The sequence below is a fragment of the Streptomyces sp. LS-MS-L19 genome (assembly GCF_058382285.1).
In genome coordinates this window covers 3,274,796-3,287,504 of sequence record NZ_JBYCLL010000001.1, presented here as the reverse complement: position 1 = coordinate 3,287,504, position 12,709 = coordinate 3,274,796, and the positions used below count along the sequence as shown (strand labels likewise).

The window sequence follows — 12,709 nt, the reverse complement described above, 5'->3', positions numbered from 1 at the left end:
ATGAATCCCACACAGGTTGACGCATATCTCCGCCGCCTGGGAGTCCAGCACCCGGCGTGGCCCACCGTGGAGGTCCTGCGCGAGCTGCATCTGCGCCATCTGCAGACCGTGCCCTTCGAGAACCTGTCGGTCCACCTCGGCGAGGAGATCGTGCTGCAGGAGGAGCGGCTGGTGGAAAAGGTGGTGGGCGCCGGGAGGGGAGGGTTCTGCTACGAACTGAACGGGGCGTTCGGGGCCTTGCTGGCCGCGCTCGGCTTCGACGTCACGCTGCTCGCGGGGCGGGTGTACGGCGACGAGGGGCGGCTCGGGATCCCGTACGACCATCTCGCGCTGCGGGTGCGGACGGTGGACGGGGGCGAGTGGCTGGCCGACGTCGGGTTCGGGGCGCACAGTCACTATCCGCTGGCGTTCGGGGCGCGGGACGAGCAGGAGGATCCCGCCGGGACCTTCCGGATCGTCGAGGCGGGGCCCGACGCGGCGGGCGTGCGGGGCGGGGAGGGCGCGGGGGCGAAGGGCGGGGGTGACGTCGCGGATCTGGATGTCGTCGCGGGCGGCAGGCGTCAGTACCGGCTGGAGGTGCGGCCGCGGGTGCTCGGTGACTTCGTGGCCGGGGCGTGGTGGCACAGCACCTCGCCCGCCTCGCACTTCACCCAGTCCCTGGTGTGTTCGAGGGTGACGGAGGACGGCGGGCGGATCACGCTCAGCGGGCGGGTCCTCAAGGTCACGGCGGCGGACGGGAAGCGGGAGGAGCGGGAGTTGGGGACGGACGAGGAGGTGTTGGGGGTGTACCGGGAGCGGTTCGGGATTGGGCTGGATCGGGTGCCGGTTGTGCGGAACCCCGGGCGGGGCGGTTAGCGGTGCGTGGGGCGGCGCCGGTAGAGGCGGCGGCTGTGGCTGTAGCTGTGGCGGTGACCTGGAAAATGGTTCCGTGAGCGATGTGAGACATGTGCTGGTGCTGCCTGATCGGGATGCCGCGGAGGAGGTCGTCGAGGCGCTGCGGGAGCGGTTCGGGGTCGTGGAGGAGCCGCAGGTGGTCCGGGACGCGTTGGCGGGGGAGGACGATGCGGAGGACGCGCAGTGGCTGGTCGTGCTCCGGGACGAGGCGGGGCGGCTGGATCCGGGGGAGCTGGACGCGTTCGCGGGGGAGTGGGAGGGGTGGCGGGAGGAGCCGTAGGTTGTTCGGCCGGAGGTGTGGGCGCTGCGGTGCGGTGTGTTGGCGCCGGCCGGGGGTGGGTTTCGCTCGCCGCCGCTGGGCGGGTGCCGCTGCGCCCACCCGTGCCGCCCCAGCGGCACGACTGCCCGCAGCTGGGACGGCTGTCGGCTACGGCACCTCTGCGGCTGCGGCACGTCCGCGGCTACGGCCCCCACAGCTAGGCCCCCCGAGCTACAGCCCTGCCATCACGTCACCTCCGCAGCTACAGCCCTGCCATCACGCCACCCCCGTCTCGCTGTCAGTGGGGCGTGCCATGCTGTACGGGATGGCCAAGAAGAGTGCTGATGAGGACCTGCTCGCTTCGGTGACCCTTGCCGTGGGGCAGGAGGAGCTGTTGCTTGATCGGGCTGTGCAGGAGGTGGTCGCCGCTGCTCGGGCCGCTGACGCCGACACCGATGTGCGGGACCTGGCCTCGGATCAGTTGCAGCCGGGGACGCTCGCCGAGCTGATCAGCCCGTCGTTGTTCGCGGAGCGCAAGGTCGTGGTCGTGCGCAACGCGCAGGACCTGTCGGCCGACACGATCAAGGACGTGAAGGCGTATCTCGGGGCGCCCGCCGAGGAGATCACCCTGGTGCTGCTGCACGCCGGCGGGGTCAAGGGCAAGGGACTGCTCGATGCCGCGCGGAAGGCGGGGGCGCGGGAGGTCGCCTGTCCGAAGATGACCAAGCCGGCGGATCGGCTGGCCTTCGTGCGGCAGGAGTTCCGGGCGACCGGGCGGTCCGCCACGCCCGAGGCGTGCCAGGCGCTCGTCGACGCGATCGGGAGTGATCTGCGGGAGCTGGCGTCCGCGGTGTCGCAGTTGACCGCCGATGTCGAGGGGACGATCGACGAGGCCGTCGTGGGGCGGTACTACACGGGGCGGGCCGAGGCCTCCAGCTTCACCGTCGCCGACCGGGCCGTGGAGGGGCGGGCCGCGGAGGCGTTGGAGGCGCTCAGGTGGTCGCTGGCGACGGGGGTCGCGCCGGTCATGATCACCAGTGCGTTGGCGCAGGGGGTGCGGGCGATCGGGAAGCTGTCGTCCGCGCGGGGCGGGCGGCCCGCCGATCTCGCGCGGGAGCTGGGGATGCCGCCGTGGAAGATCGACCGGGTGCGGCAGCAGATGCGGGGGTGGACGCCGGACGGGGTCGCGGTCGCGCTGCGGGCCGTGGCCGAGGCGGACGCCGGGGTGAAGGGTGGCGGGGATGATCCCGAGTACGCCCTGGAGAAGGCCGTGGTGGCGATTGCCCGAGCGGCTCGGTCCCGGGGGCGGGGCTAGAGAGCAGCATCCGGGATCGGGTGCGAGTGAGTGGGGGCTGGTCGCGCGGTTCTCCGCGCCCCTGGGTGGGTGCACGCGGCTCTCGCCATAGCTGGACCCTGTCGCCGACCCCGAGGAGAATCGGACATGTCAGCCGAACATCGCCGGACAACGGAGAGGTGGCGGTCGTCATGGCTGAGCATCCGCATGCAGCGCTCGTGCGTAAGGGGTTCGAGGCGTTCAGTCGCGGGGATCTCGACACGCTGCGGGAGTTGATCGCGAAGGACGCGACGCATCATGTGCCCGGTAGTCACCCGCTCTCCGGGGACTTCAAGGGGCAGGACGCGATCATCGACATGTATCAGCGGCTCGGCCAGGAGACCCAGGGGTCGATGCGGCTCGAGATGCTGGGAATCGCCGTCGACGGGCGGGGGCACGCCGTCGGGATGTGCCGGGTGACCGCCGAAAGGAAGGGTCGGCGGCTGGACGACACCGGATGCATCGTCTTCCGGATCGTAGGAGACAAGGTCACCGATCTCGACGAGTGCGTCGCGGACATCGACAAGAACAACGAGTTCTGGTCGGACTGACACCCACCCGTAGGCACCGAAAACAGGCGCCGAAAACAGGCACCGGAACACCGGCACCGACACGCACATGCCGAAGGCCCCGGCTGCCCCGCCCTGGGGAAGGGCGAGGTGCCGGGGCCTTCGGTTCAAGCTGGTCGGAGACCACGCCCGCGTGGCGAACGCAGGCCGCGCGTGGCTCCTGGGGTGCCGGTCGGGAGCGGATGAGAGAGGGCCCGCTCGGGTCCTTCCGGCGTCAGATCAGGAAGGAGTCAGGCTTAGAGGGCCGCGACCTTCGAAGCAAGCGCCGACTTCTTGTTGGCGGCCTGGTTCTTGTGGATGACGCCCTTGGAGACGGCCTTGTCGAGCGCACGCGCAGCAGCGCGCTGGTACTCGGTGGCCTTCTCGACGTCACCCGCGGCAGCGGCCTCGCGGGCCTTGCGGATCGCGGTCTTCAGGGAGGACTTGACGGCCTTGTTGCGCAGCCGGGCCTTCTCGTTGGTCTTGATCCGCTTGATCTGGGACTTGATGTTCGCCACGAATGAGCCTCTACAGGTTCAGGCACGGGGCCAGGAGGATTCCGCGAGGGAAGAGCCGGGTCCCGTACCAGGTGATTTCTTGGAGTCGTGCCTCGCGCTGAGAGGGCATGAGACACAGCTGCCCAGACTACCAGCGGCCCGGCACGTGGCCCAAACCGGTCGCCGGTCCCCGCCCGTGGGACCATGGAGGCTACGTATCGATCCGACCCGAGACCGCAGACACTGCGGACGCCTCAAGAATCAGGACCCTGCGTGCCCGCGATCCCCAGCCACGTGCCCGAGCCGAGCCGTACCGACCCGGCTCTGATCCGCAACTTCTGCATCATCGCGCACATCGACCACGGCAAGTCCACGCTCGCCGACCGGATGCTCCAGCTGACCGGTGTGGTCGAGCAGCGCCAGATGCGTGCTCAGTACCTCGACCGCATGGACATCGAGCGTGAGCGCGGAATCACGATCAAGTCGCAGGCGGTGCGTCTGCCGTGGGCCCCGACCCACGACAAGAGCAACACGCACATCCTCAACATGATCGACACCCCGGGGCACGTCGACTTCACCTACGAGGTCTCGCGGTCGCTCGCCGCGTGCGAGGGCACCGTCCTCCTCGTGGACGCCGCCCAGGGGATCGAGGCCCAGACTCTCGCCAACCTGTACCTGGCGATGGAGAACGACCTCACGATCATCCCGGTGCTCAACAAGATCGACCTGCCGGCCGCGCAGCCCGAGAAGTTCGCCGAGGAGCTCGCGAACCTCGTCGGCTGCGACCCGTCCGACGTCCTCAAGGTCTCCGCCAAGACCGGGCTCGGTGTCGACGCGCTGCTCGACCGGGTCGTCAAGGAGGTCCCGGCCCCGGTCGGTGTCGCCGACGCCCCCGCCCGCGCGATGATCTTCGACTCGGTCTACGACTCCTACCGCGGTGTCGTGACGTACGTCCGTGTCATCGACGGCCAGCTCAACAAGCGCGAGCGCATCAAGATGATGTCGACCGGCGCCACCCACGAGCTGCTGGAGATCGGGACCAACTCGCCCGAGATGCTGGGCGCCGACGGCCTCGGTGTCGGTGAGGTGGGCTACCTCATCACCGGCGTGAAGGACGTCCGCCAGTCCAAGGTGGGTGACACCGTCACCAGCCAGCAGAAGGGGGCCACGGAAGCCCTGGGCGGGTACAAGGACCCCAAGCCCATGGTCTTCTCCGGCCTGTATCCGCTGGACGGCTCCGACTACCCCGAACTGCGCGAGGCGCTGGACAAGCTCCAGCTCAACGACGCCGCGCTCGTCTACGAGCCGGAGACCTCCGCGGCCCTCGGCTTCGGCTTCCGCGTCGGCTTCCTCGGTCTGCTCCACCTCGACGTGATCCGTGAGCGCCTGGAGCGCGAGTTCGGGCTCGACCTGATCGCGACCGCGCCCAACGTGGTCTACCGGGTCGTGATGGAGGACGGCACCGAGCACACCGTCACCAACCCGAGCGAGTTCCCCGAGGGCAAGATCAACGAGGTGTACGAGCCCGTCGTACGCGCCACGATCCTCGCCCCGACCGAGTTCATCGGCTCGATCATGGAGCTGTGCCAGACCCGGCGAGGCACCCTGCTCGGCATGGACTACCTCTCCGAGGACCGGGTCGAGATCCGCTACACGCTCCCCCTCGCGGAGATCGTCTTCGACTTCTTCGACCAGCTGAAGTCGAAGACGCGCGGGTACGCCTCGCTGGACTACGAGCCCACCGGCGAGCAGACGTCCTCCCTGGTCAAGGTCGACATCCTGCTGCACGGCGACAAGGTGGACGCCTTCTCGGCGATCACCCACAAGGACGCCGCGTACGCCTACGGGGTGCGGCTCGTCGCCAAGCTGCGCGAGCTCATCCCGCGGCAGGCCTTCGAGGTGCCGATCCAGGCCGCCATCGGCTCCCGGGTCATCGCCCGCGAGACCATCCGCGCCATCCGCAAGGACGTCCTCGCCAAGTGCTACGGCGGTGACATCTCCCGGAAGCGGAAGCTCCTGGAGAAGCAGAAGGAAGGCAAGAAGCGGATGAAGATGGTGGGTTCCGTGGAGGTTCCGCAGGAGGCCTTCATCGCCGTGCTCTCCAGCGATGACAGCGCGGGGTCGGGCAAGGGCAAGAAGTAACCGCGGGTTACAGCCGGTTACCTGTCGAATCGGATGGAAAGGGGTCCGTCGTGCGAAAGCGTGGCGGGCCCCTACGCGTGCGTAACGTCGCGCTCTGTAGGAAGTGACAGGCCGCGGCCCCTTACCAATGGGTCGGTCGCGCTTTACTCTGATCTCTGCTCGATAGTTACTCGCGAGTTAAACAACAGCCGCAAACCTGAGAGCCAGCCGCACTGTCGCGGGCCCCGGAGGATGTCGTGAGCGACACACAGACACTGATCGAGAACCGTCCGCCGAGTGTGGCGACCCTCTTCCTGGAGCGCGTTGCGAGCACACCGGACGCCGAGGCGTACCGCTACCCGGTGCCGGCGGCCTCCGGCGAGGGCCCGGACGAGTGGAAGTCGCTCACCTGGGCGCAGGCCGCGGAGCGGGTGCACGCCATCGCGGCCGGCCTGATCGAGCTGGGCGTGCAGCCCGAGCAGCGGGTCGCCCTCGCCTCCTCGACCCGGCTCGACTGGATCCTCGCGGACCTCGGCATCATGTGCGCCGGCGCCGCCACGACCACGGTCTACCCGCAGACCAACGCCGACGAGTCGGCGTTCATCCTCTCCGACTCGGAGAGCCGGGTGCTGATCGCGGAGGACGCGGCCCAGCTCGCCAAGGCCGTCGAGAAGCGCGGTGAGCTGCCCGCGCTGACGAACGTCGTGGTGGTCGACCCTGCGGGCGTCGAGACCAGTGACTTCGTGCTCACCCTCGCCGAGCTGGAGGCCCGGGGCGCCGCCCGCCTGGAGAAGGACCCCGACCTGATCAAGGAGCGGGTCGGCGCGATCACCAAGGACCAGCTCGCGACCCTGATCTACACCTCCGGCACCACAGGGCGTCCCAAGGGTGTACGGCTGCCGCACGACAACTGGGCCTACATGGCGAAGGCGATCGCGGCGACCGGCCTGATCAGCGGCGAGGACGTGCAGTACCTGTGGCTGCCGCTCGCGCACGTCTTCGGCAAGGTGCTCACCTCGGGGCAGATCGAGGTCGGTCACGTCACCGCCGTCGACGGCCGCGTCGACAAGATCATCGAGAACCTTCCGGTTGTGCAGCCGACATACATGGCGGCCGTCCCGCGCATCTTCGAGAAGGTCTACAACGGGGTCGCCGCGAAGGCCCGTGCGGGCGGCGGCGCCAAGTACAAGATCTTCCAGTGGGCCGCCGAGGTGGGCCGCGAGTACGCCAAGGTCACCCAGGACAACTTCCGGCGCACCGGGGTCGCGTCCGCGCCCTTCGGGCTGAGCGCCAAGCACAAGGTGGCCGACGCGCTGGTCTTCGCGAAGATCCGGGAGGCGTTCGGCGGCAACCTGCGGGCCTGTGTCTCCGGCTCCGCCGCGCTCGCCCCCGAGATCGGCTACTTCTTCTCCGGCGCCGGCATCCACATCCTCGAGGGCTACGGCCTCACGGAGTCCTCGGCGGCGTCCTTCGTGAACCCCGGCGAGGCCTACCGCACTGGCACGGTCGGAAAGCCGCTGCCCGGCACGGAGGTCCGCATCGCCGACGACGGGGAGATCCTGCTGCGGGGCCCCGGCATCATGGAGGGCTACCACGGGCTGCCCGAGAAGACCGCCGAGGTCCTCGAGGCGGACGGGTGGTTCCACACCGGGGACATCGGGGAACTCTCGCCCGACGGGTACCTGCGGATCACCGACCGCAAGAAGGACCTCATCAAGACGTCCGGCGGCAAGTACATCGCGCCCGCCGAGGTCGAGGGGCAGTTCAAGGCGGTGTGCCCGTACGTCTCCAACATCCTGGTGCACGGGGCGGACCGGAACTTCTGCACCGCGCTCATCGCGCTGGACGAGGTGTCGATCCTCGACTGGGCCAAGGAGAACGGGCTCGAGGGGAAGTCGTACGCGGAGGTCGTCGCCGCGCCGGCCACGGTGTCCCTGGTCGAGGGGTATGTGAAGCAGCTCAACGAGGGGCTTCAGCGGTGGCAGACGATCAAGAAGTTCCGGTTGCTGCCGCGGGATCTCGACGTGGAGCACGGGGAGATCACGCCGAGCCTGAAGCTGAAGCGGCCTGTGGTGGAGCGGGAGTACAAGGCGTTGATCGAGGAGATGTACGCGGGGTCTCGGGAGGCGTGAGGGGGGCTGGGGAGCGTGTGCGGCCGGCGGTGCGTTGTGGCTGGTCGCGCAGTTCCCCGCGCCCCTGGGTGAAACACCTCAACGCTTCTCCAGGAGGCGCCGGAGTTCTTTGATCCTCACCTGCTGAGGTTCCGTCAATTCCGGCTCCAGTTCGGTCAGTTGCCTCGCCACCTCCTCGTAATCCGTCCGCTGCCGTGCCAGCAGCCGCTCCAGCTGCTGGTTCTTCCTGTGCAGGTCCAGGAACACGCTCACCTTCGCGCGCAGCACCCACGGATCGAACGGCTTGGTCAGATAGTCGGCCGCCCCCGTCGCGTAGCCCCGGAAGGCGTACCCCGAGTCGTCGTCCGTGCCCGTGAGGAAGATGATCGGGACGTCCTTCGTCTGGTCGAGGCGTTTGATGTTGGCGGCGGTCTCGAAGCCGTCCATGCCCGGCATCCGGACGTCCAGGAGGACCAGGGCGAACCGGCGGCGGAGCAGGGCCTTCATCGCCTCCTCGCCCGAACGGGCGCGCACCAGTGGTTCGTTGAGGGACCCCAGGACCGCCTCCAGCGCGATCAGGTTGTCCTCCATGTCGTCGACGAGGAGGATGCCGGCACGGTCGTCGGTCGTTGCCTCAGCGCTCATGTGACTGCCTTCATTCAGTCGTCGGTGGGCGGGACCACCGCCTCCTCGGCGTCGGTCCGCTCCTCCGTCTCCGCGCCCTCGGGGTCCAGGAGCGCGCAGACGACGGTCAGGAGCTGGTCGACGTCCACCGGCTTGGGTACGTAGTCGTTGGCACCGCGCGCGATCGACTTCTCACGGTCTCCCGGCATCGCCTTCGCGGTGAGCGCGACGATGGGCAGCCCGGCCCAGCGGGCGGTGCGGCGGATGGCGGCGATGGTCTCGTAGCCGTCCATCTCCGGCATCATGATGTCCATCAGGACGAGCTCGACGTCCGGGTTGCGCTCCAGGGTCTCGATGCCCTCGCGGCCGTTCTCCGCGTACAGCACCGGCATGCCGACCCGGCCCAGCACATGGGTGAGCGCGAAGACATTGCGGATGTCGTCGTCCACGATCAGCACCCGCCGCCCGGACAGCACCTGACCCGCCCGGCCCGACTTCCACGCCTCCAGCCTGGTGGGCGCGGGCCAGGAGTCCTCGGCGTCGTGGGCGGTCGGGTAGGGCTCGGTGGACAGGTCCTCGGGGGCCGGCAGCAGACGGTCCTCGGTGGTCGGGCCGGTGGCCGTGTGGCCGGGGCTGACCACCGGGACGTAGAGCGTGAACGTGGAGCCCTTGCCGGGTTCGCTCTCGGCGACGATACGGCCGCCCAGCAGGCCCGCGATCTCCCGGCTGATGGAGAGCCCGAGCCCGGTGCCGCCGTACTTGCGGTTGGTGGTGCCGTCGGCCTGCTGGAACGCCTCGAAGATCACCGGGAGTTTCTCGCGCGCGATGCCGATGCCGGTGTCGGTGACGGCGAAGGCGACCACGTCGTCGCTGTCCCGGACGTACCGGTGCTCGGGGTCCATGACGCGGTTCACGCGCAGTTCGACCCGGCCGGAGGCGGTGAACTTGATCGCGTTGGAGAGCAGGTTGCGCAGGATCTGCTGGAGGCGCTGCTCGTCGGAGTACATCTCGCGCGGCACGTCCTCGCCGACCGCCACCTCGAAGGCGAGCCCCCGGTCCAGGGTGAGTGGGCGGAAGGTGGCGTGGACGTAGTCGAGCAGCTTGATCAGCGGCAGCTTCTTCGGCCGTACGTCCATCCGGCCGGCCTCGATCTTCGACAGGTCCAGGATGTCGTTGATCAGCTGGAGCAGGTCGGAGCCCGAGCGGTGGATCGTCGTCGCGAACTGGACCTCCTGGTCGGAGAGATGGCCGTCCGGGTTGTCGGAGAGCAGCCTGGCCAGGATCAGCAGGGAGTTCAGCGGGGTGCGCAGCTCGTGGGACATGTTCGCCAGGAACTCCGACTTGTACTGAGAGGAGGTGGCCAACAGGGCTGCTTTCTCCTCCAGTTCGGCGTTCGAGCGCTGCAACTCGGCCTGCTGCATCTGGAGTTCGTCCGAGCGCTCCTGGAGCTGCATGGCCAGGCGCTGGGACTCGCCGAGCAGGGACTCGGTGCGGGAGTTGGCGATGATGGTGTTGATGGCGACGCCGATGGTGTTCACGAACTGGTCGAAGAACGCCAGGTGGACGTCGGAGAAGCGGGAGAAGGAGGCGAGTTCGATGACGCCGAGGAGCTTGTCCTCGAAGAGGATCGGGATGATCACCACGCTGGCCGGGGCCGCCTCGCCCAACCCGCTGTTGATCTTGATGTAGTCCGGCGGGGCCTCCTCCACCAGGATCCGCTTCTTCTCCCGGGCCGCCTGCCGGACCAGCCCGTGCACCGGCATGCCGCCGGTGTCGACCGTTGCGCCCTGCGCCGAGCCGTAGCCCGCGATGAACGCCAGTCCCTTCGCGGGGACCGTAGTGCGCAGCGAGGCGCTGTCCTCGTCCGGGTCGGCCAGGAAGAACGCCCCGTACTGGGCGTTCACCAGCGGGGTCAGCTCGCGCAGGATCAGGTCGGCGACCTCCATGAGGTCCCGGTGGCCCTGCATCAGGGCGGCCAGGCGGGCCAGGTTGGACTCCAGCCAGTCCTTGGCGCGGGTCGTCTCGCGGAGGTTGGCCACCATCAGGTTGATGTTGTCCTTGAGCTCGGCGACCTCGCCCTGTGTCTCCACGGTGATCGAGCGGGACATGTCGCCCTGGGCCACCGCGGAGGCCACCTCGGCGATCGCGCGGACCTGGGTGGTGAGGTTGGAGGCGAGTTCGTTCACGTTGGTCGTCAGGCGCTTCCAGGTGCCGTACACGCCCTCGACCCGTGCCTGGCCGCCGAGTTGGCCCTCGGAGCCGACCTCGCGGGCCACGCGGGTGACCTCGGAGGAGAAGGAGGAGAGCGTGTCGACCATGGTGTTGATGGCGGTCTTCAGCTCCAGGATCTCGCCGCGCGCGTCCACGTCGATCTTCTTGGACAGGTCGCCGTTGGCCACCGCGGTCGTCACCTGGGCGATGTTCCGGACCTGCGACGTCAGGTTGTCGGCCATGTAGTTGACGTTGTCGGTCAGATCCCGCCAGACACCGGAGACGCCGAGGACCTGGGCCCGCCCGCCGAGCCGGCCGTCGGTGCCGACCTCGCGGGCCACGCGGGTCACCTCGTCCGCGAAGGCCCGCAGCTGCTCCACCATCGTGTTGACGGTGTCCTTGAGTTCGAGGATCTCGCCGCGGGCGTCGACCGTGATCTTCTTCGACAGATCGCCGTTGGCGACGGCGGTCGTCACCTGGGCGATGTTCCGCACCTGTGAAGTCAGGTTCAGGGCCATGAAGTTGACGTTGTCGGTGAGGTCCTTCCAGACGCCAGACACGCCCCGCACCTGCGCCTGACCGCCGAGGTTTCCTTCGGTGCCGACCTCGCGGGCCACGCGGGTGACCTCGTCGGCGAAGGCGGAGAGCTGGTCGACCATGGTGTTGATGGTCGACTTCAGCTCCAGGATCTCGCCCTTCGCCTCGACCGTGATCTTCTTGCCGAGGTCGCCCTGGGCCACGGCGGTTGAGACGAGAGCGATGTTGCGGACCTGCGAGGTCAGGTTGTCCGCCATGAAGTTGACGTTGTCGGTGAGGTCCTTCCAGACGCCGGAGACGCCTCGCACCTGGGCCCGGCCGCCGAGGTTGCCCTCGGTGCCGACTTCGCGGGCGACGCGGGTCACCTCGTCGGCGAAGGCGGAGAGCTGGTCGACCATCGTGTTGATGGTCGACTTCAGTTCGAGGATCTCGCCCTGCGCGTCCACGGTGATCTTCTGGGACAGGTCGCCGTTGGCGACGGCCGTCGTCACCTGGGCGATGTTCCGGACCTGAGACGTCAGGTTCGACGCCATGAAGTTGACGTTGTCGGTGAGGTCCTTCCAGACCCCGGACACGCCCCGCACCTGGGCACGGCCGCCCAGCTGCCCCTCGGTGCCGACCTCGCGGGCGACGCGGGTCACCTCGTCGGCGAAGGCGGAGAGCTGGTCGACCATCGTGTTCACGGTCAGCTTCAGTTCGAGCAGCTCGCCGGTCGCCTCGACCGTGACCGTGCGGGTCAGGTCGCCGCGGGCCACCGCCGTGGTCACCAGGGCGATGTCACGGACCTGGGCGGTCAGCCGGGACGCCATGGTGTTGACCGCCTCGGTCACATCCCGCCAACTGCCGGACAGACCCGTCACCTTGGCCCGGCCGCCCAGCCGCCCTTCGGTGCCGACCTCGCGGGCCACCCGGGTCACCTCGCCGGTGAACAGGGAGAGCTGGTCGACCATCTTGTTCACGGCCCGGCCCAGACGCCGTAGATCACCGCGCAGTTGGCGGTTGCCGTCGTGCAGGTCGACGCGCTGGGTCAGATCGCCGCCGGCCACCGCGTCCAGGACCCGGGTCGCGTTGGCGGCCGGGGCCACCAGGGCGTCGAGCAGCTGGTTCACGTCGTTGACCCGGGAGGTCCACGAGCCCTGCCCCGGGCTGGGGGAGAGCCGCTCGTCGAGCCGGCCGTGCCGCACCAGCTCCCGCTTCACCCGGTTGACCTCACCGGTGAAGTGGACGTTGCGGTCGACCAGTTGATTGAAGATGGCCGTCAGTTCGGCCACGATCCCGTCGCCTGCCTCCGGCATCCGGCGGAAGTCGCCGTCCCGGGCAGCGGTCATCGCGGCGAGCAGAGGGCGTAGGTCCGATGCTCGAATCCAGGCTTCTTTCTGTCCTTCTTCGAACACAGGCGTACCACTGTTCTCACTCATGGCGGCCCACTTCGGTAACTCGGCGCTTATGGGCGTGGCCAGTCTGTCACTCTGTCCGCATCGAGAGGCGTAATCGTCCGAACTGCTCGGGGAGACGGACATGGGGGCCATTCCTGCGCAACGGGAACCCGTTGCCCGTGGGGCCGACACGTGTGC

9 protein-coding genes are annotated in these 12,709 nt (G+C 68.8%); 6 read left to right on the top strand and 3 right to left on the bottom strand.

Annotation, left to right across the window (positions count from 1 at the left end; all coding sequences use genetic code 11):
* The 4 genes from AC2XR2_RS14505 (at position 1) to AC2XR2_RS14490 (ending at position 3,037) form a co-directional block, all read left to right on the top strand.
* The gene (locus tag AC2XR2_RS14505; RefSeq protein ID WP_491515245.1) at positions 1-855 is read left to right on the top strand and encodes an arylamine N-acetyltransferase family protein; all 855 of its coding nucleotides are present in this window, start codon (positions 1-3) and stop codon (positions 853-855) included.
* A 73-nt stretch (positions 856-928) separates the two neighbouring features.
* Positions 929-1,174, top strand: coding sequence for a hypothetical protein (locus AC2XR2_RS14500; RefSeq protein ID WP_330266985.1), 246 nt, complete (start codon positions 929-931; stop codon positions 1,172-1,174).
* 304 nt (positions 1,175-1,478) lie between these two features.
* Complete coding sequence (gene holA, locus AC2XR2_RS14495; protein WP_491515244.1) at positions 1,479-2,468, top strand: DNA polymerase III subunit delta; 990 nt, start codon at positions 1,479-1,481, stop codon at positions 2,466-2,468.
* A 170-nt stretch (positions 2,469-2,638) separates the two neighbouring features.
* Positions 2,639-3,037, top strand: a complete 399-nt coding sequence (locus AC2XR2_RS14490; RefSeq protein WP_491518450.1) for a nuclear transport factor 2 family protein — start codon at positions 2,639-2,641, stop codon at positions 3,035-3,037.
* Between the two features lie 254 nt (positions 3,038-3,291).
* On the opposite strand, the gene rpsT is transcribed toward AC2XR2_RS14490, so the two are convergent.
* Positions 3,292-3,552 carry a 30S ribosomal protein S20 gene (gene rpsT / locus AC2XR2_RS14485; protein WP_123760672.1) on the bottom strand — a complete coding sequence of 87 codons (261 nt, stop codon included), beginning with the start codon at positions 3,550-3,552 and terminating at the stop codon, positions 3,292-3,294.
* A 252-nt stretch (positions 3,553-3,804) separates the two neighbouring features.
* On the opposite strand from rpsT, the gene lepA reads away from it, so the two are divergent.
* Positions 3,805-5,673 carry a translation elongation factor 4 gene (lepA, locus tag AC2XR2_RS14480; protein ID WP_030314689.1) on the top strand — a complete coding sequence of 623 codons (1,869 nt, stop codon included), beginning with the start codon at positions 3,805-3,807 and terminating at the stop codon, positions 5,671-5,673.
* A gap of 236 nt (positions 5,674-5,909) precedes the next feature.
* A complete protein-coding gene (locus AC2XR2_RS14475) occupies positions 5,910-7,784 on the top strand; it encodes an AMP-dependent synthetase/ligase (RefSeq protein ID WP_449352328.1) in 1,875 nt (624 codons plus the stop codon).
* A 78-nt stretch (positions 7,785-7,862) separates the two neighbouring features.
* Here AC2XR2_RS14475 and AC2XR2_RS14470 read toward each other — a convergent pair whose 3' ends face one another.
* Complete coding sequence (locus tag AC2XR2_RS14470) at positions 7,863-8,408, bottom strand: response regulator (RefSeq protein ID WP_381300626.1); 546 nt, start codon at positions 8,406-8,408, stop codon at positions 7,863-7,865.
* Between the two features lie 14 nt (positions 8,409-8,422).
* Entirely contained in the window at positions 8,423-12,553 is a 4,131-nt protein-coding gene (locus tag AC2XR2_RS14465) for a HAMP domain-containing protein (RefSeq protein WP_491515243.1), read from the bottom strand.
* Between the last annotated feature and the right edge of the window lie 156 nt (positions 12,554-12,709).